The organism is Ruegeria sp. CDSB029, from assembly GCF_059611125.1.
In genome coordinates this window covers 465,366-489,442 of record NZ_JBXWOX010000001.1, presented here as the reverse complement: position 1 = coordinate 489,442, position 24,077 = coordinate 465,366, and the positions used below count along the sequence as shown (strand labels likewise).

Sequence of the window (24,077 nt, the reverse complement as noted above, 5' to 3'; positions counted from 1 at the left end):
CGTACTTGTCACAAAAGGCTTACGCACGGCTTTTAGGAGTTCGCGCAGATCATCATGGGGTGATCACAATTTATCTTTTCAGGGAGACTGAAATGTCCTTTGTAAAACTGTCGGCTTCGGCGCTTACCATTGCTGCTGTATCGGCCACCGCGGCCGCCGCTCGTGATCAGGTTCAGGTTGCGGGTTCTTCAACCGTGCTGCCATACGCCTCGATCGTAGCAGAAGCCTTCGGTGAGAATTTTGACTTCCCGACACCGGTTGTTGAATCGGGTGGTTCCTCGGCAGGTCTGAAGCGTTTCTGTGAAGGTGTTGGCGAAAACACCATCGACGTTGCGAACGCATCGCGCCAGATCCGTGAAAAAGAAATCAAAGCCTGTGCTGAAAACGGCGTTACTGACATCATCGAAGTTCAGATCGGTTATGACGGCATCGTTTTCGCATCCGACATCAACGGCAACTCTTTCGAGTTCACGCCGGAAGACTGGTACAAAGCTTTGTCCGCTCAGATCGTCGTTGACGGTGAACTGGTCGACAACCCCAACAAAACCTGGGCCGACGTAAACCCTGCATTCCCGGCACAGCCGATCGCAGCCTTCATCCCGGGCACCAAGCACGGCACTCGTGAAGTGTTCGAAGACAAAGTGATCCTGGCTGGTTGTGAGCATCTGGGCGACTTTGACGTCTACAAAGCGGCCAATGGCGACGACAAGAAAGCCGCCGAGAAAGCCTGTATCGCTCTGCGTACCGATGGCGTTTCGGTCGACATCGACGGTGACTACACCGAAACTCTGGCCCGTATCGACAGCAACAAAGACGGCATCGGCGTCTTTGGTCTGGCGTTCTACGAGAACAACACCGACAAGCTGCAAGTCGCAACCATGTCTGACGTTGTTCCTTCGACCGAGTCGATCGCAACCGGCGAATACCCGGTTTCGCGCCCGCTGTTCTTCTACGTGAAGAAAGCGCATATCGGCGTGATCCCCGGCCTGAAAGAATATGCTGAGTTCTTTGTCGCTGACGAGATCGCAGGTCCCGACGGTCCGCTGGCAGAATACGGCCTGGTATCCGACCCTGAGCTGGTCAAGGTACAGGAAGCTGTTGCCAACGAAACCGTCCTGGGCGGCGGTTCCTAATCACTCTTACGAACGGAACCGGGGCGGTTTTTCTCGCCCCGGTTCTTTTTGACTCCATCTCTGCCATCCCCACGGAGTTCTCATGGCGTTATCCTGGCTGTTGCTTATCCTGCTTGCGCTGGCAGTGATCGGATTTTTTGCGGGTCGGTCCCGCGCTCTGGCAAGTGCGGGTGGTAACGTCCGCGATTTGCATTCTTTACCGTCTTACTACGGTTACAACGTTGCGCTGACGGCTCTGGTTCCTGCAGTTGGGGTGCTGATCGTCTGGCTCCTTGCCCAACCGATGATCGTGAACAGCACGGTATCCGAGCTTATTCCCGATCATGCAGTGCCCGAAGGGTCGGATCGCGGCCTGATCATGAGCGAAGTGCGCCGTGTCGCCTACGGCTTGGACGGCGCTGTTGCCAGCGGTGCGATGACCGAAACTCAAGCCCGGAACGGCAATGCGGATATCGAAGCGCTGACGAAAACGCTGAAAGACGCAGGCCAGGTTCTTACTCAGGACATCACACAGCCGATTTTGGTTGCAGCACAAAAGTTCCGCAGCATGACGTCCACAGGGACAGTTGCCATGCAAGTCGTAGTGCTGGCGATGGCACTACTTGGGGCCGCCTTTGCCTATGTGCGTACGCACAAGGAGTTTCGGGCGCGCAACGTGGTAGAGCAGGGGGTTCTGGCCCTTCTATTGCTGGCCGCGTCAATCGCGATCCTGACAACCATCGGCATTGTTCTGTCGATGCTGTTTGAGACGATGAACTTCTTCCAGCTGCATTCGTGGAAGGACTTCTTCTTCGGCAGCACTTGGGCACCGAACTTCCGCGGAGGCAGTGAGCTGTCGATCCTACCGCTGTTGTGGGGCACGCTGTACATCTCTGTGATCGCGCTGCTTGTGGCGGTTCCGATTGGCCTGTTTGCCGCGATCTATCTGTCTGAATATGCTTCGGGCGTGACGCGGTCCATCGCGAAACCGCTGCTGGAAATCCTCGCAGGTATTCCGACCATTGTTTACGGCCTGTTTGCCTTGCTAACTGTGGGTCCTGCGCTGGTGTCGATGTTTGGTGACGGTGGCGCGTTGGGAGTGGGCTGGATGGCCAGTTCGAACGCGGTTCTGACCGCTGGGCTGGTTATGGGGATCATGCTGATCCCGTTTGTCTCATCTCTGTCGGATGACATCATCAACGCGGTGCCGCAATCCATGCGTGACGGCTCGCTGGGTTTGGGAGCGACGCATTCGGAAACCGTGCGCAATGTGATTCTACCGGCAGCGCTGCCGGGCATTGTCGGCGCGATCCTTCTGGCCGCAAGCCGCGCCATTGGCGAAACGATGATTGTTGTGATGGCCGCCGGAGCGATCGCCAAATTCTCGGGCAACCCGTTCGAAGCGATGACAACCATCACCACGCGGATTGTCAGCCAGCTGACAGGCGATACCGATTTTGCCAGCCCCGAAACGCTGGTGGCCTTTGCGCTGGGTCTGACCCTGTTCATCATCACACTGGGGCTGAACATCTTTGCCCTCTACATCGTACGCAAATACCGGGAGCAGTACGAATGACCGATATTTCCCAAATGCCTGACGCTGCTCCGACCACGAAGCCCAAGGGCGGCTCGCTGTTCGAAAAGGACGCGCGCACCAAGCGGCGCAACGCAGCCGAAAGCCGGTTCAAAATGTATGGCATCGCCGCCATTGGGATCGGATTGCTGATGCTGATTGTGCTGGTGACCAATATTGTCACCGCTGGCACCGGTGCCTTTCAGCAAAGCTTTCTTGAACTGAATGTCGAATTGAAGGCCGACAAGCTGGACAAGAAGGGCAACCGGAACATCGAGGATATCAAGAAGGTTTCGACCTTTGGCTATGCCCCTCTGATCGCGTCTGCGCTGGAAAGCGAAGTCGAAAAGCTGAGCATCCAGACAGACCTGAAACCCAAGGAGATGGGCAAGATCCTGTCCAAGGCCGCGCAAGCCGAGTTGCGGAACTATGTGATCGCCAACCCCGATGAGATCGGCAAAACGGTCAGCTTCCGCTTTTTGGTCAACAGCCGTGTCGATGGCTACATGAAAGGTCGCGTGACCCGCGATTCGATTGCCAACGACAAGAGTATCTCGGTCGAACAGTTGGATTTCGTGGATCAACTGCGCGATGCAGGTGTGCTGTACAAAGCCTTCAACCCGGATTTCATTTTGGGTGCAGATGCGTCAGACCAGCGGCCCGAAGCGGCTGGGATCGGTGTCTCTATGCTGGGTTCATTGTTCATGATGTTGGTCGTCCTGGCGCTGGCCTTGCCCATCGGTGTAGCGGCTTCGATTTATCTTGAGGAATTTGCGCCACAGAACCGGTTGACCGATATCATCGAGGTCAACATCTCGAACCTGGCCGCTGTTCCGTCGATCGTGTTCGGTATTCTGGGTCTGGCTGTGTTCATCAACTACATGCACCTGCCGACGTCAGCCCCGTTGGTGGGTGGTCTGGTGCTGACACTGATGACGCTGCCGACGATCATCATCTCGACCCGCGCGTCGCTGAAAGCTGTACCGCCGTCGATCCGTGAAGCGGCGCTTGGAGTAGGGGCCTCGAAAATGCAGGCGGTGTTCCACCATGTCCTGCCGCTGGCTGCACCCGGCATTCTGACCGGTACCATCATTGGTCTGGCGCAGGCACTGGGGGAAACCGCACCGTTGTTGCTGATCGGGATGGTAGGCTTTATCGCCTCAAATCCGCCCGATGGCATTGTCGCGGGCTTCCTGTCACCAAACTCGGCCATGCCGGCGCAGATCTATGAATGGTCCAAGCGCGCCGACCCGGCCTTTTATGAACGTGCATGGGGGGGCATCATCATCCTGTTGATCTTCCTCGTTACAATGAACACCATTGCGGTACTTCTGCGCCGCCGCTTTGAACGCCGCTGGTAAATGGGGGCTATTATGAATGATATGACACGAGTGGAGAGAACCGTGGACTCCAAAGCCATCAAGATCGCCGCCAACAACGTTCAGGTCTACTACGGCGACACGCACGCCATCAAAGACGTGGACGTCCAGATCGAGGACAAGACCGTAACGGCCTTTATCGGCCCATCGGGCTGCGGCAAGTCCACTTTTCTGCGCTGCCTCAACCGGATGAACGACACCATCGACATTTGCCGGGTCGAGGGCGATATCCTGCTGGACGGCGAAGATATCTATGACAAGCGTGTCGACCCGGTGCAGTTGCGTGCCAAGGTCGGAATGGTGTTTCAGAAACCCAACCCGTTCCCCAAGTCGATCTATGACAACGTGGCCTATGGCCCGCGCATCCATGGTCTTGCAAAGAACAAATCGGAACTGGATGATATCGTTGAGAAATCTCTGCGTCGTGCTGCGATATGGGATGAGGTCAAGGACCGCTTGGACGCCCCCGGTACAGGCCTGTCCGGTGGTCAGCAACAGCGCCTGTGCATTGCCCGTGCCGTGGCAACGGAACCTGAGGTTTTGCTGATGGACGAGCCATGCTCGGCGTTGGACCCGATTGCCACTGCGCAAGTCGAGGAACTGATTGACGAACTGCGGTCGCGCTATTCGGTGGTGATCGTGACCCACTCAATGCAACAGGCTGCGCGGGTGAGCCAGAAAACGGCGTTCTTCCATTTGGGCAACCTCGTGGAATTCGGCGAAACCGGCCAGATCTTTACCAACCCCGAAGACCCCCGCACGGAAAGCTACATCACCGGCCGTATCGGCTGAGGACAGGTATTTGAACATGACCGAACAACATATTGCATCCGCATTCGACCGCGACCTTGAAGCGGTTCAGGCCCATATCATGAAGATGGGCGGTCTGGTCGAGGCCGCGATCATGAACGCCGCGCGCTCGCTTGAAACCCGGGATGTCGAATTGGCCCAACAGGTGCGTCAGGGCGACAAAGCCATTGATGCGCTTGAGGATCTGATCAACGAAGAAACCGCGCGGGTGATCGCGCTGCGGGCACCCACAGCGAGCGACCTGCGTCTGGTTCTGTCTGTTCTGAAGGTCTCGGCCAACCTGGAACGCATTGGCGACTATTCCAAAAACATCGCCAAACGCACCACGGTTCTGGTCGACGCCGGTGAGATCAACGGCAGTGCCGCCGCCCTGCGCCGTATGGCGCGCGAGGTTGAGCGGATGCTGCGCGACGCGTTGGACGCCTATATTCAACGTGACGCCGAATTGGCCGCTGACGTGATCCAGCGGGATGAAGAAGTAGACCAGATGTACAATGGCCTGTTCCGCGAGTTCCTGACCTTCATGGCCGAAGATGCACGCAATATCTCATCGTGCATGCACCTGCATTTCATTGCCAAGAACATCGAACGGATGGGTGATCACGTAACAGCCATCGCAGAACAGGTGGTCTATCTGGTGACTGGGGAACGGCCATCGGAAGCACGTCCCAAAGCTGATACCACCTCGCAAACCGCCTAGGAGGCAACGATTATGTCCGCTGATCAGCCTACGGTACTGGTTGTTGAGGATGAACTGGCCCAGCGTGAAGTGCTGGCTTACAACCTCGAAGCAGAAGGGTTTCGTGTATCCAAGGCGGCCAATGGTGACGAGGCGTTGCTACTGGTTGATGAAGACAATCCGGACATCATCGTTTTGGACTGGATGATGCCCAACCTCAGCGGGATCGAAGTGTGCCGCCGCCTTAAAACGCGCCCGGATACACGATCGATCCCCATCATCATGCTTTCCGCCCGGTCGGAAGAGGTCGACAAGGTGCGTGGTCTGGAAACCGGGGCGGATGACTATGTGGTCAAGCCGTATTCGGTTGTCGAGCTTATGGCGCGCGTGCGCACACAGTTGCGCCGTGTTCGCCCGGCGACGGTCGGTATCAAGCTTGAATTTGCGGATATCATTCTGGATTCCGAGACACACAAGGTCAGCCGAAACAGCAAGCCGCTGAAACTGGGCCCGACCGAGTTTCGTCTGCTGAGCACGTTCATGGAAAAACCGGGTCGTGTCTGGAGCCGCGAACAGTTGCTGGACCGGGTCTGGGGGCGCGATATCTACGTCGATACCAGAACGGTCGATGTTCACATCGGCCGCTTGCGCAAGGCGCTGACGCAGCATGGCGGTGAAGATCCTGTGCGTACGGTCCGCGGCGCAGGGTATGCGCTGGGGTAAAAACACGGGGCAGGGCGCACTGCCCTGTTCTATGCGGTTTACTCATGGTTCGTTGCGAATCTGTAGCTGTTATTTGCGGTTACGGCAGGGTATTTTGCGACAAAGCCGACTAGCGGAGAACCAAAATGAACGCCCCGAACACCAAACCGACTTTGCGCGCCAAAGATGCACCTGACATGGGGGCGTTCTCGTGGGACGATCCATTTCGTCTGGCGGATCAGCTAACAGAAGATGAGCGCATGATCGCCGCGAGTGCGCAGGCATATTGTCAGGAAAAGCTGCAACCACGGGTTCTGGAAGCCTTCCAGAACGAGGAAACGGACCCGGAAATCTTCCGCGAAATGGGTGAAATGGGCCTTTTGGGCACCACGATCCCCGAAGAATACGGCGGTCTTGGTAGCGGCTATGTGTCTTACGGTCTGGTCGCGCGCGAGGTTGAGCGTGTGGATTCTGGCTATCGCTCGATGATGTCGGTACAAAGCTCATTGGTGATGTACCCGATCTATGCCTATGGCAGCGAAGAACAGCGCCGGAAGTACCTTCCGAAACTGGCCAGCGGCGAATGGATCGGTTGCTTTGGTCTGACAGAACCTGATGCCGGCTCGGACCCGGCGGGCATGAAAACCCGCGCGGAAAAGATCGACGGTGGTTATCGGCTGACCGGCAGCAAAATGTGGATCTCGAATTCACCCATCGCAGACGTCTTTGTGGTGTGGGCTAAGTCCGATGCTCATGACGGCAAGATCCGTGGCTTTGTTTTGGACAAGGGTCTCAAAGGTTTGAGCGCGCCCAAAATTCAGAACAAGATGAGCCTGCGGGCATCGATTACGGGTGAGATCGTTCTAGACGGCGTCGAAGTGGACGAGGGCGCCTTGCTGCCGCATGTTCAGGGCCTGAAGGGTCCGTTTGGCTGTCTGAACCGTGCGCGCTACGGGATCAGCTGGGGCGTCATGGGCGCCGCTGAAAGCTGTTGGCACGGTGCGCGTCAGTATGGTCTGGACCGCAAACAGTTCAACAAGCCGCTTGCGCAGACGCAGCTGTTCCAACGCAAACTGGCGGACATGCAAACCGAGATCGCTTTGGGCCTGCAAGCCAGCCTGCGCGTTGGCCGCTTGATGGATCAGGCCGAAGCAGCGCCCGAGATGATTTCGATCGTTAAGCGCAACAACTGCGGCAAGGCGTTGGAGATCGCGCGGAATGCCCGCGACATGCACGGTGGCAATGGCATCTCACTGGAATTCCAGGTTATCCGCCACATGGTCAATCTGGAAACTGTGAACACCTATGAGGGCACGCACGACGTTCATGCGTTGATTTTGGGGCGGGCACAGACCGGACTTCAGGCCTTCTACTAGGATATTCTAAATACCGCATAATCGGTATTATGGTAAAAAATAGCATTGGCAATTTCCGGTTTTCCCAAAATTGCCAATGCCTTACGATGCCTTTCAAAACGTCCAATTCGGAGCCCCTGATGAACTTGAATGGCAAGACTGTGGTGGTCACCGGTGCAGCCAACGGTATCGGTAAAGGTCTGGCAACCCGGTTCGCGCGCGAAGGTGCAACGGTCGTATGCGCAGACATAGACACCGAAGCTGCGCGTTCTGTGGCCACGGAAATCAATGGACACGCGGTAACATGCGATGTTTCAGACGAAGCCAGTATCAAAGCGTTGATTGATCACGTCGAAGATGAGATTGGCCCGATTGATCTGTTCTGTGCAAATGCTGGTATCCTGACCCTTGGTGGTCTGGACGTTCCGGATGAAGACTGGGAGCGGATCTGGAAAATCAACGTCATGTCTCATGTCTGGACCGCGCGGCATATGGCTCCGCGTATGATCGCGCGCGGCGGTGGCTACATCATGACAACGGCCTCGGCTGCAGGACTTTTGAACCAGCCTGGCGCTGCACCATACGGCGTTTCCAAACACGCCGCCGTGGGCTTTGCTGAGTGGCTGTCGCTGACATACAGCCATAAAGGCCTGCGCGTTTCCGTTCTATGTCCGCAAGCGGTTCGGTCCGAAATGACACGCGGCTTTGAGGATTCGGTAGCGTCTATCGACGGTATGCTAGAGCCTGAAGACGTGGCCCAGGCCTGTGTCGAAGCCATTGAGTCCGAACAGTTTCTGGTGCTGCCGCATTCGAAAGTGTTGGACTACATTCGGCACAAATCCAGTGATTACGACAGCTGGATTAGGGGTATGAATAAGTTAAATCAACAGTTTACGGGCGATGATTAAAGTTTCTTCTGCGCTTTGCGCATCAAGCCTTCCTGTGTGACCGAAGCAACCAAAGTGCCGTCTTGTGCATAGATCGACCCTCGGTTGAAGTTGCGCCCTCGCCCACTCCATGGCGATTCCATCGAATACAGATGCCAGTTTTCGAAATGTATCGGCGCGTGGAACCACATAGCGTGATCAAGGCTGGCCGCGTTGACTTCACCCGTAAACCAGCTGAGGCCGTGCGGTCGCATACCTGATCCCATCAGATACATGTCAGACGCGTAAGTCAGCAGCAACTGCTGAGTGGCAGCATCAGCGCCCGCGGCACCGGGCATACGGAACCAGACTTGATTTCTGTCATCCGTCTTTTCGGGTGTAAACGGATCAAGATGGCTGGCCTCACGGACCTCGATAGGTCGCTCGCGTGTCAACTCTCCGCGCAGGTGTTTGGGCACCAGATCCACGTACTTCGCGCGTAGTTCTGTGCGTGATGGATAACTTTCGGGGGCTTCCATCTGGGGCATCTCGTGGTGATGATCCCAGCCTTCATCCTGAATGTGAAACGAAGCCGACACGTTCAGGATTTGTTTGCCATGCTGGATCGCGACCACACGCCGTGTTGTGAATGAACCTCCATCCCGCGCTCTATCGACCTGATAAATAACAGGAATAGTTGGATCGCCGGGACGAATGAAATAGGCGTGCAACGAATGGCACAACCGATCATCCACAGTTCGGTACGCCGCCGCCAGAGCCTGCGACACCACCTGCCCGCCAAAAATTCGCGTCGGTGTTTCGCCGCCTGAACCTGTGCCCCGGAACAAGTCCACTTCGAGCCTTTCGAGGTTCAAAAGGTCAAGAAGGACACGTTCTGCTTCGGTCATTGGCGACTCTCCGATTGGCTATGAAAAAGGCGTATCAGCGCCGCGCGGGTCATTCAACCAACGCGCCCATTACCAGCGCCTTAAGCTCGGATCGGGACGGGTAAGAGCTGGATGGAGACAATTGGGTGAAGAATACGGCCGACAGATCGTTGCTGCGGTCAATCCAGAAGAATGTCGAAGCCATACCGCCCCAACTGAAATCCCCCAATGATCCAGGTGTTCGGGTTCTGCCGGGGTTGATGATGACTGACCCGGCCAGACCAAATCCCATGCCTTCCATCGGTTGCTCGGCAAAGCTCTGCGGGCCCATTGAGGCGATATCGCCCGGCAAGTGGTTTTGAAGCATGAAGTCGACTGTCATTGGACCCAGCAAGCGGTGGCCGTTGCCCTGCCCCCGGTTTCGCATCATCTTGGTGAATTTAACGTAATCGTCGATCGTACTGACCAGACCGCCACCGCCCGAAAAGGTCGTCGCCTTTTCAAATGGGGATGCGCCTGCCTCGTCCGTCAATCGCAGAGTGTCATCGCCGGTCTCGGCCGAATTCAGCGCCATCGCGTCCCCAGCCAGCGGCGTATAGAGAGACGCGAACCGATCCCCTGCCCCTTTGGGCACAGAAAATCCGGTCTCGACCATCCCAAGCGGCTCAAAGATCTCTTGCTCGAAGAACTGATCCAAGGATTTGCCGGACACAACCTCGACCACGCGGCCCAACACATCAGTGGAAACTGAATATTCCCAACGGGTTCCGGGCTGGAATGCCAATGGCAGTTGTGCCAGTGCGCAAATCCTGTCCTTCAAAGACCCTTGATTTGGGCTAAAAATTAGCTTCCGTGCATCCATTGCCGCCGGGAGAACACCGGGATTGAACGGATAACTGAATCCGCTTGTATGTGTCAGAAGCTGATGCAGTGTCGGGGATGGTGCATCTTCGGTATGATCCAGCCTCTCCGCCCCGGGGACAAGAGCCTGCATTGAAGCAAATTCAGGCAGGAATTCAGAGAGTTGCGCGTCGAGGTGGAACAACCCACGCTCGGCCAGCATCATCACCGCGACCGAGGTGATGGGTTTCGTCATAGAATAGATCCGAACGAGCGTATCGCGCTGAAATGGCAGGTCCTTCTCGACATTTCTGAGGCCACTGGCGTGAAAAAACGCCTCGGACCCGTGGTGGGTCAATAGTAGTGAACTGCCCGCGTATTTGCGCTCATCTACATAGCGCTGCATCCAGTCCCGTATGCGGTTCAGGCGGGCAGGATCAAGGGTTGTCTGGCTGCGCATGGGTTTCTCGAACTTCCTCGGCGGTTTCGTTGATCTTGACCGGTGACGCACTGAATTGACAGAGGAGTTCCTGATTTCCCACATCGTGACCAACGGCCAGTGCGCGCCGGCCTTCCCGCCTGTACACTAGACGCGTTATAGATTCGTCCGGTGGTTCAGAGTTCATTTCACAGATCGTCGTATCGGAGTTTAGACAATGACGCAGACCATAGATTTCATTTTCGATTTCTGCAGCCCAAATGCATTTCTGGCCCACAAGGTCTTGCCCGAACTGGCGGAACGAAATGGCATGCAAGTAAGCTATGTGCCCGTGTTACTGCCCACGATATTCAAGGCGACGCATAATCAGAACCCGTTCGAGGCATTTTCGGAAAACCGCCAGAAAACAGCCTATCTGAACCATGATCTTCATCGCTTTGCCCGCAGACGCGGATTAAGTTTTCATATGAGCCCGCATTTCCCGGTGAACACCAAGTTTGCCATGCGTGGTGCTGTATTTGCCTCCGGTAAATCTTGGGAATCCAAATATATAGACGCGATATATGATGCGATCTGGGTACATGGCCAGAAAGTCGATGAACTGGGTGTGCTGATGGATATCATGCACGAAAACAAACTTCCCGCGCGCAAAATCCGCGAGGCCATGACGGGTGCCGAAATAAAACAGCGGCTCAAAGAACAATCCAAGGCCGCCGTAAAACGAGGCGTATTTGGAGTGCCCACAATGTTTGTGGGTACCGAGATGTTTTTTGGCAAGAACAGCCTTGGCAATCTGAGGCTAGAGCTTTCCAAGTCGCCGGACTGACGGCCGAACTACGAATTCAGGGCTTCAAGCCCGTGTTTTGCAAACACCGATACATAAGCCCCAAACACCTGCGCGCGTTTGGGATCAGATGCGTTCCCGTCCAAAGCGCGCTTATACACCCCCTGTAGAATTCCGGCCATTCGGAAGAAATTGAACGCCAGGTAGAACCCGAAATTCTCAATCCCAGGCAATCCGCGACGCTGGCAATATCGCCCGATAAACTCTTGATCTGACGGTATTCCCAGGGCTTGACGGTCGACACCTGCCAATCCGCGCCCCTCGTTTCCAGGGGGCAATTGCCACTGCATGATGACCGCTGCCAGATCCGCGAATGGGTGCCCGATCGTCGACAGCTCCCAATCCAGAACGCCAATGCAGCGCGAGCCGTTCTGTTCGAACATCAGATTATCAATGCGGTAGTCACCATGCACCAAAGTTCGCTGACCGTCATCGTTTGGAATGGCCCCCTCAAGCGCGGAAATAAGCGCGTCCATTTCGGGGATGGTCGTTGTCTCGGATGCGCGATACTGCTTGGTCCAACGGGCAATTTGGCGCTCAAAGTAGTTGCCCGGCGGGCCATAATCGGACAGGCCTACTGCCTCCACATCGACGTCATGCAAATCGGCCAGCACGCGGTTCATTTCGTCGAAGACACCACTGCGAGTTGCGTTGTCGGCCTCATCCACCGTCGGCTCAAGGAATACACGCCCCTGCAACCGTTCCATGACGTAGAACGCCGAGCCGATGACGTTGTCATCCTCACATAAAAGCATCATCCGAGGGACCGGAACCGCGCTATCGGCCAGTGCGCTTTGAACGCGAAACTCGCGTTCCACAGCATGGGCTGACTTCAGCAAAACGCCTGGTGGTTTACGGCGCAGCACGTAAGTCTTGGACGGTGTGCGCAGTTCGAAAGTCGGGTTGGATTGTCCAATGGCGAACTTCGTCGCTTCCAGCGGCCCCATGTAACCGTCCAAATTTGCGCTGAGATAGGTGTCTAGCGCCGTCAGGTCGAGTTGTGATTTATCACGCATTTCCAATAACTATTCCCCCGGCCCTATAGTGCTTCGGCGAAGAGATTACCGGCGGTCACCACGTTCAGGCCCCCAGAAACCGGGATAACGGCTCCGGTCACATAGCTGCCGCCACGCCCGCACAGGAACAACAAACACCCGGCGATATCCTCGTCGCGACCTACACGGCCCAACGGAACTGTCTTGCCAACCTTTTCGCGCGTGCCCTCGTCTGCCGTCGCAAAGGCTGTCATCCGTGATACAAATGGTCCCGGCGCAAGCGCGTTAACAGTGACGTGATAGGGCGACAATTCCTTGGCCAGAATCTTGGTCAAGTGCAGCACCGCAGCTTTGGATGCGGAATAGCTGTAGGCACCGTCGCCCATCGGTACCTCACCCATTACCGATCCAACGTTGACCACGCGCGCCGGATCATCAGGTGTTCCGGACTTCATCAGCATCGGCAACAGACGCTGCGTAAGTTCGAACAGACCAGCGACGTTGACGGAATTGACCTTTTCCCACGCTTGATGGGGAAACTGTCCCAGCGGTGAACCCCAAGAGATGCCCGCATTATTCATCAGGATATCAAGGGTATCCGTGCGATTTTTGACCTCATCGACCATGGCCAGAACGCCTTCTTCCGTTCCGACATCTCCGCTGAAACCTTCGGCGCTTCCGGGCGCGTCCAGAGCATTCAGCTCGGCCGCGACGGTTTCACAGGCTTCCCCCTTGCGCGACGCGATCAGCACGCGTGCCCCTGCCCTTACAAGCGATTCCGCAGCCATCCGGCCAATGCCGGTGGCACCGCCTGTAACCAGTGCGGTTTTTCCCTGCAGCGAAAATAGGGTTTCAGGGGTCATGGTCTGCTCCTCGGTTTTGAATTGTGGCACAGGTGGCGATTTTCGGCGAGATTTGCACCCTGCGGAATTCTTGACAACATTCACCGCTGCGCCAAAGGTCCTCTCAACCGAATAACAAGGACAAGACAGTCAATATGCAAGCGTTACTCAGCGTCGCGCCGGGCGGACCGGATACATTGGAACTTACGACCCTGCCCGACCCGGTGCCAGGAAAGGGAGATTTGCTGGTCGGGGTCAAGGCTGCTGGCGTCAATTTCCCCGATACGTTGATGATCCAAGACCTGTATCAGATTAAGCCACCAAGACCATTTGCCCCCGGGGGGGAAATCGCAGGTGAGGTATTGGGCGTTGGAGAAGGCGTGAACGGGTTCGAAGTTGGGGACAGGGTTCTGGCGCTGACCGGATATGGCGGTTTTGCAACGCAATTGACGGTCAAGGCGGCTACAGCCGTGAAATTCCCCACATCGATGCCATTCGATGACGCGGCTTGTTTCATTTTCACCTACGGCACGTCCTACCACGCGCTGAAAGACCGTGCCGCATTGCAGCCTGGTGAAACCCTTTTGGTGCTGGGTGCCGCAGGTGGTGTCGGTAGCGCGGCCGTTGAACTGGGCAAGGCGATGGGCGCGCGTGTCATAGCGGCCGTATCTTCTCAGGAAAAGGCGGATTTTTGCCGTCAAATCGGCGCGGACGACACAATCGTATATTCCCGCCAGATGGATCGTAATGCGCAAAAGGCATTCTCCGGTGAAATCAAGGCTATAGCGGGCGCAAATGGCGTGGATGTCGTCTATGATGCCGTTGGTGGGGATTATGCCGAACCAGCGCTGCGCAGCATGGCGTGGAATGGCCGGTTCCTTGTTGTCGGGTTTCCGGCCGGTATTCCCAAAGTCCCACTCAATCTACCATTGTTGAAGGGCTGCCAGGTCGTTGGTGTGTTCTGGGGGGCTTCGGTCTATCGTGATCCCAAGAGCCATGCCGAAAATGTCAGCGAGTTGTTCGACTTATACGCCAATTCACAGATAAAGCCGCAAATCAGTCGGCGGTTTCCTTTAGCGGATGCAAGCGAGGCACTGAAATTATTGAACGACCGCACCGTTCTTGGAAAAGTTGTGGTAACGATGCCAGAATCCTGACTGGTTTTCGACGCTTGGTTCAAGATCAGATGGTGTTAGATGCGCGACACTCGCCTGATGAGTGCGCAGGCTGGTGGACATCCATACCTAATCACGTTTATCAACCAGTAATGGGACGGAGAATGAATGCATAAAGTTCTGATTTTGAACGGTCCGAACCTGAACTTGCTGGGCACACGACAACCCGAGGTTTATGGCCGTACAACGCTGAAAATGGTCGAAGAAACCTGTGTAAGCCACGGCGCGTCTATCGGGTTGGACGTATCACACCTGCAATCCAATCACGAAGGTGTGCTGATCGACGCGATCCACGCGGCCAAAGGCAATCAGGACGGGATCGTTCTGAACGCCGGCGCGTATACACACACCTCGGTCGCTTTGATGGATGCGATCGCTTCGGTAGACCTGCCGGTTGTTGAGGTTCACCTGTCGAACATACACGCACGTGAACCCTTCCGGCACAAATCCTATGTGGCGCCGGTTGCGCTGGGACAGATCTGCGGCTTTGGGCTGCAGAGCTATGTGATGGCGTTGGATGCGCTGTCGGCGCATTTGCAAAACGAGGGGTCCGTATGAAGCTGGGCGAGTATCTGAATTTCCTCAGCTACGTCAAAACGCTGGAAGAGCTTTGGGACGCTCATTGCCGCCAGATGGCAATTTTCGGTTTCGACCGTCTGCTATACGGCTATACGCGCTACAGGACCGAAACGTCTTTGGGAGACCCCGAAGACTTCACCATCCTTACAAACCACGGCAAAGAGTACATTGATGGTTTCGTTCGCGATGGGCTGTACTTTCATGCACCCATGCTGAAATGGGCGCTGCACAATGAAGGCGCGGCCAGTTGGAGAATGATTCAGGATATGAATTCCGACGGCACGATGACCGCCCAGGAACGCCAAGTATACGAGTTCAATCGGTCAAAAGGCGTTGTGGCGGGATACACTATCAGTTTCACCTCGGTTTCGATGCGGTCGAAGGGTGCGATCTCTCTTTCGGCTGGTGGGGCCACTAGTCAGGATGAGGTCGATGCAATCTGGGCGGAACATGGCGATGACATTTTGTTGATGAACAATGTCGCGCATCTGAAGATACTTACCCTGCCCTACAACACCCCCAATCGCGCTCTGACGAAGCGTCAGCGCGAGGCGCTGGAATGGGTTGGCGATGGGAAGACGACACAGGACATTGCGCTTTTGATGGGGCTGACGTCGGCGACCGTTGAGAAGCATTTGAGGCTTGCCCGTGAGTCGTTGTCAGTCGAAACAACGGCGCAAGCCGTGCTCAAAGCATCCCTGCAAAATCAGATGTTCATCATGGAAGCATGATGTGTTTTTTTTGACGCTAAATTGCGTCAATTTACGTAAGGTAAGGAAAACATGACTTCCCGAATCTGAGCCCCAGTTGCAAAGTGATATTGTTCCGTGAGTGGTGGCTTTAGCCTGGGAACGTTTTGATCGGATCTTTGCAATACCAAAGCTCTCCGGTCGCTCTGACATAAAGGCGTATATTTGTCCGCGTCTCTTAGTCGGAATTTTGGGGGGCCTCGACCATCCCCATCTGCGGGGCCCCTCAATCCTTCCAATAGTAGTGTTTGATCTGTTGTTCCTAACGCCGGAAGGCGCAAAAAACCGACTACTGGAAAGTAGCCGGTTTTAATTCTGTTCAGGTTGAGGCCCCTTTCAGGGCCTCTGCCAGAATTAGCCCTGTACGGCTTTGGCAACTTCAGCTGCGAAGTCTTCTTTTTCGACCACGATGCCTTCGCCAACTTCCAGACGGACGAAACCAGTGATGGTTGCGCCTGCTTCTTTGGCAGCGGCTTCGACGGTCAGGTCAGGGTTCACAACGAACGACTGGTTCAGCAAAGTTGATTCCGCTACGAATTTCTTCATACGGCCAACGATCATTTTTTCGATCACCTGCTCCGGTTTGCCGGATTCTCGGGCGATGTCCATCTGAACCTGCTTTTCTTTTTCGACAACAGCCGGGTCCATGTCCGCTTCGGAAAGGGCCGCCGGGTTCACGGCTGCGATGTGCATCGCAATCTGTTTGCCGATCACTTCGTCACCACCGGACAGAGCAACCAGTACACCGATTTTGCCCATGCCGTTGGTGGCTGCGTTGTGAACGTAGGACACAACAGTGTCGCCTGACAGTTTCGCCATGCGGCGAACTGACATGTTCTCACCAATGGTGGCGATCTTGTCGGTCAGGGTGTCAGCAACGTTCTTGCCGCCCAGATCAGCGGCCAACAGAGCTTCGACATTGTCGACGCCTTCTGCCGCGTAAGCAATCTTGCCAACCATTTCCTGGAACTCTGCGTTCTTTGCGACGAAGTCGGTTTCCGAGTTCACTTCGACAGCAACACCACTGCCACCGTTGACGTGCACTGCAACCAGACCTTCAGCTGCGGTACGGCCGGATTTCTTGGCCGCCTTTGCCAGACCTTTGGTACGCAGCCAGTCAACGGCTTCGTCCATGTTGCCGCCGGTTTCGGTCAGCGCTTTCTTTGCGTCCATCATGCCTGCGCCGGTCGAGTCGCGCAGTTCTTTAACCATTGCTGCTGTGATTGCCATCTTTTGGCTCTCCTCAATTCAAACGGAATTGGGGCAGGTCTACCCTGCCCCATATGTCAATTACGTGACGGGCAGCTTACGCTTCGGCTTTGGCTTCCGGCGCGGCTTCTTCGGCAACGGGTGCTTCTTCCGCAACGACTTCTTCAACCGGTGCTTCTTCGAATGCGCCCAGGTCAACGCCTGCAGCACCCATCTGAGCGGTCATACCGTCCAGAGCGGCACGAGCAACCAGATCGCAATACAGAGAGATTGCGCGCGCTGCGTCGTCGTTGCCGGGGATGATGTAATCAACACCATCGGGCGAGCAGTTGGTGTCGACAATTGCCACAACCGGGATACCCAGCTTGTTGGCTTCGGCGATGGCCAGTGCTTCTTTTTTGACGTCGATGACGAACAGCAGATCAGGAACGCCGCCCATCTCGCGGATACCGCCCAGCGATGCCTGCAGTTTGCCCTGGTCACGTTCCATGCCCAGACGCTCTTTCTTGGTCAGGCCTTCGGCGCCCGATTCCATGGCTTCGTCAATCTGGTTCAGGCGGTTGATCGACTGGGAAACGGTTTTCCAGTTGGTCAGCGTGCCGCCCAGCCAGCGGTGGTTCATGTAGTACTGAGCCGACTTTTCAGCGGCTTCTGCGATCGGCTGAGCTGCCTGACGCTTGGTACCAACGAACAGAACGCGGCCACCTTTTGCAACGGTGTCACGAACGGCCTGCAGAGCCTGGTCCAGCATCGGAACGGTCTGGGTCAGGTCCATGATGTGGATGCCATTGCGCGAGCCGTAGATGAACGGGCCCATGCGGGGATTCCAACGCTGTGTCTGGTGACCAAAGTGAACGCCAGCTTCCAGCAGCTGACGCATGGTGAACTCGGGAAGAGCCATGCTATTTTCCTTTTCCGGTTTACGCCTGGGCGGGGGTGAAAGAAGCGGATGCTCCAACCGGCGGGCCAGATAAGGATGTCTCCCTCAAATAGCCCAAACCCCGCCTGCGGGTTTTAATGGCGCGCGTATACGGTAGGAATTCGCCCTGTGCAAGTGCCAAATGGCCTTATTTTTCAAGCCGCGCAATTGCATGCGCGTGGCGCACTGCCTCTTCGCAATGTGCCGCCAACGCCTTGCGGTCGGCAAAATCGCTGACTTTGGCTGGAACGTGGTAAATCAATTCCACCGTCCCCTGCCGACGCGCGCCCAAGGTCTTGAGAAGATGCGGGGCAAAATCCATATCGCCCCACCAACCATAGAACCTGTCAGGCTGCCCTTTGGGCGCGTGAAAGACTACGGATACAGGCTGAACATACATGAAGTCCCGCAATTCATCCGAGAAGAACGCGGCGAAAAGTGTTGTTTTAAAAGGTAAAACACGAAGACCATCGGTCGAGGTGCCCTCGGGGAAAAACAGCAGCTTATGCCCGACTTTCAAGCGCTCTTCAAAGATCAGGGTCTGTTCGCGGGCTTTCTTGCGGTCACGTTCGATAAACACCGTGCCCGTGGCGCGGGCCAGCCAGCCGATACCCGGCCATTTGGCCACTTCGGCCTTAGACACGAAGTACACCCGTTTGCGTGCGTTCAACGCAAAAATATCGAGCCATGATGTGTGGTTCGCGACCACAGCGCCGCGTTCGCGCATCAATTCGCCGGAACTGCGAAAGCCGATGCCAAGAAGCCGGAGCGCATTGCGACAGACAAACTGCGCGATGAACGGGGTGATCGGACGCCGTAACCCAAACAGCGGGCGCTCGATCAGGCGAACGGTCAACAAAACGAGCAGCCCGCCAAAGACCAGCAGTGCCAGCGGAAGGCCGCGCAGGATCACCAAAACCCAGCCCAGAATTCCCAATTCAATCGGGTCTGGCGCGTCGTCACTGTCCCAAAGCGGATCGTTCACTGGATCAGGCTCCGCCGTAGATACGCCGCTGTCGCTCGTTCATGCGCGCCGTGTCGAGGATCAGGCAAACATCTGTTGTGTTGAACGCGTGGTCGATAAACGCCCCCTCGCCCACAAAGCCACCCAACCGCAGGTACGCCTTGATCAGCGCGGGCACCTGTACCATCGCCCCACGGCGATCCAGCGCATCCGGCGCGACAAGGTTCATGCTCTGAAACACATCGGGTTGCGCCCTGACCCGAAGATCCGGCGGGGCAAGGTGATTGTGGTGCAACATCGACAAAGGCTGGGCCAATTCCTGTACATTGATGCCGTGAAAGCTGGCGACCCCGAACAGAACCTCAATCTCGCGCTCGGCCACATAGCTCGCCAGACCATTCCATAGGTGGTACATCGCCGTTCCGCCCCGATAGTCCGGGTGAAGGCAGGAACGTCCAAGCTCCAACAATTTGCGGCCGCTTTGTTTCAGCACGGTCAGGTCGTATTCATCCTCGGAATAAAACTGCCCTAATTCGATGGCTCGTTCACCCGGTAACAGCCTGTAAACGCCCACAACTTCGCCAGTGGCGTCATCATAGGCCAGCATGTGATCAAAATATGGATCGAACTGGTCCTGCTCTAACTCCGCCTCGTGGTCCACCATCTTGCCGCCGCCGCCCAATTCGCGGACGAACACGTCATATCTCAGCCTCTGGGCTGCGCGCAGTTCGGCCTCGGATTCGGCAAGTTTGACAGTGAAAGAAGGGCCTGCATCCGGCATCGGGTATTCCGCTTTTGTTTGCGCGCTGATACCGCAGTTTTCGGTCAAATGGCAACCAGCACGGCGGTGGCCCATCGTTAACCATTCTTAAACCAGTTTCACGGATCAAAGACGGGCGTCAGGGCGATGCGGGTTCCGTCAATCACCACTTTTCCCTGTTCTTGAAAATTCACGGTGATCTTGCCCCCAATGTTGGACTGCACCTGTCCGACGCCCCAGTCGGGGAAATCGGGGTGGCGGACATACATGCCCGGTGCAAGTATGGCATTGAGGTCTGTCATGATCGGGCTCCGGTCCGGCGGCAGATACAACAGGAGAGGTACGCATGGGCGACACCAACGTCAATCTGGCCGAACTGATCGGGTCGCGAATTTGTCACGATCTGATCAGCCCCATTGGCGCAATAAACAACGGGCTGGAACTGCTTGAGATGGTCGGAACCATGCAGGGCCCCGAAATGGAGCTGATCTCGGGCAGCGTCGGAAGCGCCGGAGCAAAGATCAGGTTCTTTCGCGTCGCTTTTGGGTCGGCCAGCGATCAACCGTTGGGTCGGGCCGAGGTCACAGAGCTGTTGAAAGACGTCGAAAGCGTTGGTCGTGTGCGTGTCAACTGGCACGTGACCGATGCCATGCCCCGCAATCAGGTCAAGCTCGCCTTTCTGGCCCTGATGTGTTGCGAAAGCGCCATGCCGATGGGGGGCGATGTCACCGTGGCAAATAACGGCGGCAGTTGGACGGTGACCGGTGTGGCGGACAAGCTGAATATAGAGGCTGATCTTTGGAAGAACCTACCCAAAGGCCAATTTGCGAACAAGGTGACGCCAGCGCAGGTGCAATTCGCGCTACTTCCGCAAACGGCCGCGTCCATGGGGCGGCGGGTTGCGGCGGAAACCACCTCAACCCGCGTCGCTATCCGGTTTTAAGACCGGACGGTCCCATTGCCGCGGACAAGATATTTGAAGCTCGTCAGCTGAGCGGCCCCGACCGGGCCGCGCGCATGCATTTTGCCGGTTGCGATTCCGATCTCGGCCCCCATTCCGAACTCGCCACCATCGGCAAACTGGGTTGAAGCATTGTGCATCAGAATCGCACTGTCCAGCCGTTCAAAGAACCGGACAGCGGCATCGGCATCCTCGGTCATGATGCAATCGGTGTGGTTCGAACCGTACTGACGAATATGTGCGATCGCTGCATCGATATCCGCCACCGGCTTGGCCGCGATGATGCTGTCGAGGAATTCCTTGCCCCAGTCGTCGCCCGTGGCCGCGATGGTGCCGTCCAGGGCCAACGCGCCTTCGGCATGGATTTCGACGCCCGCCGCAAGCAAGGCGGAAATGATATCCCGGCCGAGTGTTTCAGCCACATCCTGATGGATCAGCAGACATTCGGCCGCACCACAGATTCCGGTACGCCGGGTTTTGGCGTTCAGCACGACGTCCACCGTTTTCAGGGGGTCCGCAGCCTTGTCGACATAGATGTGCACGATACCTTCCAAGTGCGCAAAGACGGGCACGCGTGCTTCGCGCTGAACCAACCCCACCAGACCTTTTCCGCCACGCGGAACGATGACGTCCACACAATCGGTCATGGTCAGCAACTCTTGCACTGCGGCGCGGTCTCGCGTGGGCACAAGTTGAATGGCGTCTTCTGGCAAGTTTGCAGCCTTTAGCCCTTGGACCAGACCGGCGTGAATGGCGGTTGAGGAATGGAAACTTTCCGAGCCGCCACGCAGGATCACCGCGTTCCCCGACTTCAGGCACAATGCGCCTGCATCCGCCGTCACATTCGGACGGCTTTCGTAGATCACTCCAATCACGCCCAGAGGCGTTCGAACACGCTGGATGTTCAGGCCCGAGGCCATGTCCCATTCGGTCAGAACCTCGCCTACGGGGTCTGCCTGATCCGCGACCGTGCGCAGGCCATCAACCATGCCCTGAATGCGCGCATCATCCAGCATCAGCCGGTCCATCATCGCCGGGCTCAGGCCCTTTTCACGCCCAAACTCCAGGTCTTTCTTGTTGGCCTCAATGATATTTGCGCGGTTGGCCCAAACAGCGTCAGCTGCAGCAATTAGGGCAGCATGTTTACGCTCGGCGCTAGCAAAGGCCAAATCGGCCGAGGCCGCTTTGGCGCGTTTTCCAAGATCGGCCATCAGGGCGGGAATGTTGTCGAAATCCTTCATCTCAGGTGCCTTTCGGTCGGTCTTTGCGTTTTAACATCGCGCCGTTACAGCGCCAAATCATCTCGGTGGATCAGGACGGCGCGGCCCGGATAGCCCAACGTCTCTTCGATTTCCGAGGACTTTCGTCCCTTGATCGCATCTGCCTCTTGCGCAGTGTATCGGCTGAGCCCCTGTGCCAGCCGTCGTGCCTGCGGGTCCATAATCGCAACTGGGTCACCGCGCCCAAAGTCGCCTGTGACTTCAACAATTCCAGCGGGCAACAGGCTTTTACCATTGCCCAACGCCCTTGCCGCGCCTGCATCGACCACGATTTCACCACGCGGTTTCATGGCCGAGATCCAGCGCTTGCGCGCGGCATGCGGGTCCAGCGTCGCTGTAAACCAAGTGCAATTGGCGCCATCTTCAAGCGATTTCAGCGGGTTCAAAGTCGAACCTTCGGTGATCGCCATATCACAACCGGCAGCAGTTGCCATCTTGCCGGCCAGCAGCTTGGTCTTCATTCCGCCTTTGGACAGGCCGGAACCAGCATCGCCTGCCATTTCCTCGATCTCGGGCGTGATGGCCTCAATCACATCGAAACGCTTGGCGTTTCCGTCTTCACTCGGGTTCCCGGTGTAGAATCCGTCAACATCCGACAACAGGATCAATTGATCGGCCCCAACCGTCACGGCGATCTGCGCCGCCAACCGGTCATTGTCGCCGTAGCGGATCTCATCCGTAGCCACCGTATCGTTTTCGTTGACGATCGGAACCACGCCTAAACTCAGCAGCGTTTCCAGCGTCGCGCGAGAGTTCAGATACCGCCGCCGGTCCTCGCTGTCTTCCAGCGTCACCAAAACCTGCGCAGTTGTGATTGTGTGCGGCGTCAAAGCCTCTTCATAGGCCCGCGCCAGTCGAATTTGGCCAACAGCAGCGGCGGCTTGGGATTGTTCCAACGGCAAATCCGCCATGGGCAGGCCCAAAACTCCGCGCCCCAACGCAATCGATCCGGATGAGACCAAAATGACGTCAGTTCCCTGCCCTTTGAGCCAGGCCACGTCTTGGGCCAGCGAGTGCAACCAACCCGACCTCAGCAACCCGGTATCACGGTCCACCAGCAAGGCAGAGCCGATTTTGACCACCAATCGGCGTGCTGCGGTCAGGGTTGCCAAGACTTGGTCTCCTCAACGGGTTTTTGCCGCAGGCGGTTTTCGTCGATCTGGGCACGCAAGGCGCGCAACACTTCGGTCACGCCCAGATGCGCGACACCAGACATGGTCATCACAGGGCCACCAACAGCCTCTTCCAGCTCAGCCCTTTGCAGCGCCTGTTCCTCTTCGTCCAGCGCATCGACCTTGTTCAGAACTGTGATCCTGGGCTTTTCAGCCAGTTCACCGCCGTAAGCTTCGAGTTCATGAATGATGGTGCGGTAATCCTCGGCGACGGTTTCCGAGGTGCCATCGACCAGATGCAGCAGAACGGCACAACGTTCCACGTGACCAAGGAACCGGTCACCGATCCCGCGCCCCTCATGGGCGCCTTCGATCAGGCCGGGAATATCCGCGACGACAAATTCCACATTGTCGACACCGACAACACCAAGATTGGGATGCAGGGTCGTGAACGGATAGTCAGCAATCTTGGGCCGCGCGTTCGATGTGGCCGCCAGAAAGGTCGATTTACCGGCATTGGGCATGCCCAACAAACCGACATCCGCGATAAGTTTCAGCCGCAGCCAGATCGTGCGGTCGATCCCCGCCTGCCCCGGGTTAGCCCGGCGCGGAGCCTGATTGGTTGCCGATTTGAAATGCAGGTTACCAAAGCCGCCATTGCCGCCCTTGGCCAGCAGAACACGCTGCCCAACCTCTGTCAGGTCGCAGATGACGGTCTCTTCGTCCTCGTCAAGTATCTCGGTTCCAACCGGCACGCGCAGGATGATTTCGTCACCATCCTTGCCCGTGCGCTGCTGACCACGACCGGGTTGACCGTTCTTGGCAAAGAAATGCTGCTGATAGCGGAAGTCGATCAGGGTGTTCAGCCCATCCACAACTTCGGCCCAGACCGAACCGCCTTTACCGCCGTCACCGCCATCGGGACCGCCGTATTCAATGTACTTTTCACGCCGAAAACTGACGCACCCGCCACCGCCGGCCCCTGACCGGATGTAGACCTTTGCAAGATCGAGAAATTTCATGTGTGTCCCCTACTGCAAAGGCCC

General features: G+C 56.6%; 25 protein-coding genes. 13 read left to right on the top strand and 12 right to left on the bottom strand.

Annotated features, from left to right (window positions below; genetic code table 11):
• Positions 1-92: 92 nt before the first annotated feature.
• The 8 genes from AC2FI8_RS02430 to AC2FI8_RS02395 all read left to right on the top strand — a co-directional run bounded on the left by AC2FI8_RS02430 (position 93) and on the right by AC2FI8_RS02395 (position 8,518).
• On the top strand, positions 93-1,133 hold the full coding sequence (locus AC2FI8_RS02430) for a substrate-binding domain-containing protein (RefSeq protein ID WP_496722892.1): 1,041 nt from the start codon (positions 93-95) through the stop codon (positions 1,131-1,133).
• 82 nt (positions 1,134-1,215) lie between these two features.
• Positions 1,216-2,688, top strand: a complete 1,473-nt coding sequence (gene pstC / locus AC2FI8_RS02425) for a phosphate ABC transporter permease subunit PstC (protein ID WP_496764863.1) — start codon at positions 1,216-1,218, stop codon at positions 2,686-2,688.
• Entirely contained in the window at positions 2,685-4,046 is a 1,362-nt protein-coding gene (gene pstA, locus AC2FI8_RS02420) for a phosphate ABC transporter permease PstA (protein WP_496776867.1), read from the top strand. The genes pstC and pstA overlap by 4 nt, the downstream gene beginning before the upstream one ends.
• A 12-nt stretch (positions 4,047-4,058) precedes the next feature.
• On the top strand, positions 4,059-4,856 hold the full coding sequence (gene pstB, locus AC2FI8_RS02415; protein ID WP_058271912.1) for a phosphate ABC transporter ATP-binding protein PstB: 798 nt from the start codon (positions 4,059-4,061) through the stop codon (positions 4,854-4,856).
• Positions 4,857-4,872: 16 nt separating this feature from the next.
• Positions 4,873-5,574: a phosphate signaling complex protein PhoU gene (gene phoU / locus AC2FI8_RS02410; RefSeq protein ID WP_496764868.1), complete on the top strand. Its 702-nt coding sequence runs from the start codon at positions 4,873-4,875 to the stop codon at positions 5,572-5,574.
• A 12-nt stretch (positions 5,575-5,586) separates the two neighbouring features.
• Complete coding sequence (gene phoB / locus AC2FI8_RS02405; RefSeq protein WP_058277939.1) at positions 5,587-6,276, top strand: phosphate regulon transcriptional regulator PhoB; 690 nt, start codon at positions 5,587-5,589, stop codon at positions 6,274-6,276.
• A 125-nt stretch (positions 6,277-6,401) separates the two neighbouring features.
• Positions 6,402-7,631, top strand: a complete 1,230-nt coding sequence (locus AC2FI8_RS02400) for an acyl-CoA dehydrogenase (protein ID WP_496776866.1) — start codon at positions 6,402-6,404, stop codon at positions 7,629-7,631.
• 119 nt (positions 7,632-7,750) lie between these two features.
• The gene (locus AC2FI8_RS02395) at positions 7,751-8,518 is read left to right on the top strand and encodes an SDR family oxidoreductase (protein ID WP_496776865.1); all 768 of its coding nucleotides are present in this window, start codon (positions 7,751-7,753) and stop codon (positions 8,516-8,518) included.
• Here AC2FI8_RS02395 and AC2FI8_RS02390 read toward each other — a convergent pair.
• Together AC2FI8_RS02390 and AC2FI8_RS02385 are read right to left on the bottom strand one after the other, a co-directional pair.
• Entirely contained in the window at positions 8,515-9,384 is an 870-nt protein-coding gene (locus AC2FI8_RS02390) for an acyl-CoA thioesterase (protein ID WP_282151218.1), read from the bottom strand. The genes AC2FI8_RS02395 and AC2FI8_RS02390 overlap by 4 nt on opposite strands.
• A gap of 49 nt (positions 9,385-9,433) precedes the next feature.
• Positions 9,434-10,663: a serine hydrolase domain-containing protein gene (locus AC2FI8_RS02385; RefSeq protein WP_496776864.1), complete on the bottom strand. Its 1,230-nt coding sequence runs from the start codon at positions 10,661-10,663 to the stop codon at positions 9,434-9,436.
• A gap of 196 nt (positions 10,664-10,859) precedes the next feature.
• Here AC2FI8_RS02385 and AC2FI8_RS02380 point away from each other — a divergent pair, with 196 nt between their 5' ends.
• Positions 10,860-11,468, top strand: coding sequence for a 2-hydroxychromene-2-carboxylate isomerase (locus tag AC2FI8_RS02380; RefSeq protein WP_496776863.1), 609 nt, complete (start codon positions 10,860-10,862; stop codon positions 11,466-11,468).
• An 8-nt stretch (positions 11,469-11,476) separates the two neighbouring features.
• Here AC2FI8_RS02380 and AC2FI8_RS02375 read toward each other — a convergent pair whose 3' ends face one another.
• Together AC2FI8_RS02375 and AC2FI8_RS02370 are read right to left on the bottom strand one after the other, a co-directional pair.
• Complete coding sequence (locus AC2FI8_RS02375) at positions 11,477-12,502, bottom strand: phosphotransferase family protein (RefSeq protein WP_496776861.1); 1,026 nt, start codon at positions 12,500-12,502, stop codon at positions 11,477-11,479.
• A 23-nt stretch (positions 12,503-12,525) separates the two neighbouring features.
• Positions 12,526-13,344 (bottom strand): SDR family oxidoreductase, encoded by an 819-nt coding sequence (locus tag AC2FI8_RS02370; RefSeq protein WP_496776857.1) that lies wholly within the window; start codon positions 13,342-13,344, stop codon positions 12,526-12,528.
• Positions 13,345-13,478: 134 nt separating this feature from the next.
• Between AC2FI8_RS02370 and AC2FI8_RS02365 the strand changes: the two genes are divergently transcribed.
• The 3 genes from AC2FI8_RS02365 to AC2FI8_RS02355 all read left to right on the top strand — a co-directional run bounded on the left by AC2FI8_RS02365 (position 13,479) and on the right by AC2FI8_RS02355 (position 15,808).
• Positions 13,479-14,480: an NADPH:quinone oxidoreductase family protein gene (locus AC2FI8_RS02365; RefSeq protein WP_496764890.1), complete on the top strand. Its 1,002-nt coding sequence runs from the start codon at positions 13,479-13,481 to the stop codon at positions 14,478-14,480.
• 126 nt (positions 14,481-14,606) lie between these two features.
• A complete protein-coding gene (aroQ, locus tag AC2FI8_RS02360; RefSeq protein ID WP_282168319.1) occupies positions 14,607-15,056 on the top strand; it encodes a type II 3-dehydroquinate dehydratase in 450 nt (149 codons plus the stop codon).
• Complete coding sequence (locus AC2FI8_RS02355; protein WP_058271634.1) at positions 15,053-15,808, top strand: helix-turn-helix transcriptional regulator; 756 nt, start codon at positions 15,053-15,055, stop codon at positions 15,806-15,808. Before aroQ ends, AC2FI8_RS02355 begins: the two co-directional genes overlap by 4 nt.
• A 372-nt stretch (positions 15,809-16,180) precedes the next feature.
• On the opposite strand, the gene tsf is transcribed toward AC2FI8_RS02355, so the two are convergent.
• From tsf to AC2FI8_RS02330, 5 genes are all read right to left on the bottom strand, one after another.
• Entirely contained in the window at positions 16,181-17,056 is an 876-nt protein-coding gene (tsf, locus tag AC2FI8_RS02350) for a translation elongation factor Ts (protein ID WP_496776855.1), read from the bottom strand.
• A gap of 76 nt (positions 17,057-17,132) precedes the next feature.
• Positions 17,133-17,936 (bottom strand): 30S ribosomal protein S2, encoded by an 804-nt coding sequence (gene rpsB / locus AC2FI8_RS02345; protein WP_496776853.1) that lies wholly within the window; start codon positions 17,934-17,936, stop codon positions 17,133-17,135.
• Positions 17,937-18,102: 166 nt separating this feature from the next.
• On the bottom strand, positions 18,103-18,939 hold the full coding sequence (gene olsA, locus AC2FI8_RS02340; RefSeq protein ID WP_496776851.1) for a lyso-ornithine lipid O-acyltransferase: 837 nt from the start codon (positions 18,937-18,939) through the stop codon (positions 18,103-18,105).
• 4 nt (positions 18,940-18,943) lie between these two features.
• The gene (gene olsB / locus AC2FI8_RS02335) at positions 18,944-19,699 is read right to left on the bottom strand and encodes an L-ornithine N(alpha)-acyltransferase (RefSeq protein WP_496776850.1); all 756 of its coding nucleotides are present in this window, start codon (positions 19,697-19,699) and stop codon (positions 18,944-18,946) included.
• A gap of 98 nt (positions 19,700-19,797) precedes the next feature.
• Positions 19,798-19,980, bottom strand: a complete 183-nt coding sequence (locus AC2FI8_RS02330) for a DUF3553 domain-containing protein (RefSeq protein WP_058271637.1) — start codon at positions 19,978-19,980, stop codon at positions 19,798-19,800.
• Between the two features lie 44 nt (positions 19,981-20,024).
• On the opposite strand from AC2FI8_RS02330, the gene AC2FI8_RS02325 reads away from it, so the two are divergent.
• Positions 20,025-20,621, top strand: coding sequence for a histidine phosphotransferase family protein (locus AC2FI8_RS02325; RefSeq protein WP_496739992.1), 597 nt, complete (start codon positions 20,025-20,027; stop codon positions 20,619-20,621).
• Here AC2FI8_RS02325 and AC2FI8_RS02320 read toward each other — a convergent pair.
• The 3 genes from AC2FI8_RS02320 to obgE are packed head-to-tail and all read right to left on the bottom strand — an operon-like array spanning position 20,618 to position 24,053.
• Positions 20,618-21,880 (bottom strand): glutamate-5-semialdehyde dehydrogenase, encoded by a 1,263-nt coding sequence (locus tag AC2FI8_RS02320; RefSeq protein WP_496776847.1) that lies wholly within the window; start codon positions 21,878-21,880, stop codon positions 20,618-20,620. The two genes, AC2FI8_RS02325 and AC2FI8_RS02320, sit on opposite strands and share 4 nt — an antisense overlap.
• A gap of 44 nt (positions 21,881-21,924) precedes the next feature.
• The gene (proB, locus tag AC2FI8_RS02315) at positions 21,925-23,031 is read right to left on the bottom strand and encodes a glutamate 5-kinase (RefSeq protein ID WP_496764902.1); all 1,107 of its coding nucleotides are present in this window, start codon (positions 23,029-23,031) and stop codon (positions 21,925-21,927) included.
• Positions 23,019-24,053, bottom strand: a complete 1,035-nt coding sequence (gene obgE / locus AC2FI8_RS02310) for a GTPase ObgE (protein ID WP_108858609.1) — start codon at positions 24,051-24,053, stop codon at positions 23,019-23,021. The genes proB and obgE overlap by 13 nt, the downstream gene beginning before the upstream one ends.
• Positions 24,054-24,077 lie beyond the last annotated feature (24 nt).

What these genes read in the sequence shown, in the direction of transcription:
- AC2FI8_RS02430 (WP_496722892.1), top strand. Translation starts at nt 93, where the DNA reads ATGTCCTTTGTAAAACTGTCGGCTTCGGCGCTTACCATTGCTGCTGTA.
- pstC (WP_496764863.1), top strand. Translation starts at nt 1,216, where the DNA reads ATGGCGTTATCCTGGCTGTTGCTTATCCTGCTTGCGCTGGCAGTGATC.
- pstA (WP_496776867.1), top strand. Translation starts at nt 2,685, where the DNA reads ATGACCGATATTTCCCAAATGCCTGACGCTGCTCCGACCACGAAGCCC.
- pstB (WP_058271912.1), top strand. Translation starts at nt 4,059, where the DNA reads ATGAATGATATGACACGAGTGGAGAGAACCGTGGACTCCAAAGCCATC.
- phoU (WP_496764868.1), top strand. Translation starts at nt 4,873, where the DNA reads ATGACCGAACAACATATTGCATCCGCATTCGACCGCGACCTTGAAGCG.
- phoB (WP_058277939.1), top strand. Translation starts at nt 5,587, where the DNA reads ATGTCCGCTGATCAGCCTACGGTACTGGTTGTTGAGGATGAACTGGCC.
- AC2FI8_RS02400 (WP_496776866.1), top strand. Translation starts at nt 6,402, where the DNA reads ATGAACGCCCCGAACACCAAACCGACTTTGCGCGCCAAAGATGCACCT.
- AC2FI8_RS02395 (WP_496776865.1), top strand. Translation starts at nt 7,751, where the DNA reads ATGAACTTGAATGGCAAGACTGTGGTGGTCACCGGTGCAGCCAACGGT.
- AC2FI8_RS02390 (WP_282151218.1), bottom strand. Translation starts at nt 9,384, where the DNA reads ATGACCGAAGCAGAACGTGTCCTTCTTGACCTTTTGAACCTCGAAAGG.
- AC2FI8_RS02385 (WP_496776864.1), bottom strand. Translation starts at nt 10,663, where the DNA reads ATGCGCAGCCAGACAACCCTTGATCCTGCCCGCCTGAACCGCATACGG.
- AC2FI8_RS02380 (WP_496776863.1), top strand. Translation starts at nt 10,860, where the DNA reads ATGACGCAGACCATAGATTTCATTTTCGATTTCTGCAGCCCAAATGCA.
- AC2FI8_RS02375 (WP_496776861.1), bottom strand. Translation starts at nt 12,502, where the DNA reads ATGCGTGATAAATCACAACTCGACCTGACGGCGCTAGACACCTATCTC.
- AC2FI8_RS02370 (WP_496776857.1), bottom strand. Translation starts at nt 13,344, where the DNA reads ATGACCCCTGAAACCCTATTTTCGCTGCAGGGAAAAACCGCACTGGTT.
- AC2FI8_RS02365 (WP_496764890.1), top strand. Translation starts at nt 13,479, where the DNA reads ATGCAAGCGTTACTCAGCGTCGCGCCGGGCGGACCGGATACATTGGAA.
- aroQ (WP_282168319.1), top strand. Translation starts at nt 14,607, where the DNA reads ATGCATAAAGTTCTGATTTTGAACGGTCCGAACCTGAACTTGCTGGGC.
- AC2FI8_RS02355 (WP_058271634.1), top strand. Translation starts at nt 15,053, where the DNA reads ATGAAGCTGGGCGAGTATCTGAATTTCCTCAGCTACGTCAAAACGCTG.
- tsf (WP_496776855.1), bottom strand. Translation starts at nt 17,056, where the DNA reads ATGGCAATCACAGCAGCAATGGTTAAAGAACTGCGCGACTCGACCGGC.
- rpsB (WP_496776853.1), bottom strand. Translation starts at nt 17,936, where the DNA reads ATGGCTCTTCCCGAGTTCACCATGCGTCAGCTGCTGGAAGCTGGCGTT.
- olsB (WP_496776850.1), bottom strand. Translation starts at nt 19,699, where the DNA reads ATGCCGGATGCAGGCCCTTCTTTCACTGTCAAACTTGCCGAATCCGAG.
- AC2FI8_RS02330 (WP_058271637.1), bottom strand. Translation starts at nt 19,980, where the DNA reads ATGACAGACCTCAATGCCATACTTGCACCGGGCATGTATGTCCGCCAC.
- AC2FI8_RS02325 (WP_496739992.1), top strand. Translation starts at nt 20,025, where the DNA reads ATGGGCGACACCAACGTCAATCTGGCCGAACTGATCGGGTCGCGAATT.
- AC2FI8_RS02320 (WP_496776847.1), bottom strand. Translation starts at nt 21,880, where the DNA reads ATGAAGGATTTCGACAACATTCCCGCCCTGATGGCCGATCTTGGAAAA.
- obgE (WP_108858609.1), bottom strand. Translation starts at nt 24,053, where the DNA reads ATGAAATTTCTCGATCTTGCAAAGGTCTACATCCGGTCAGGGGCCGGC.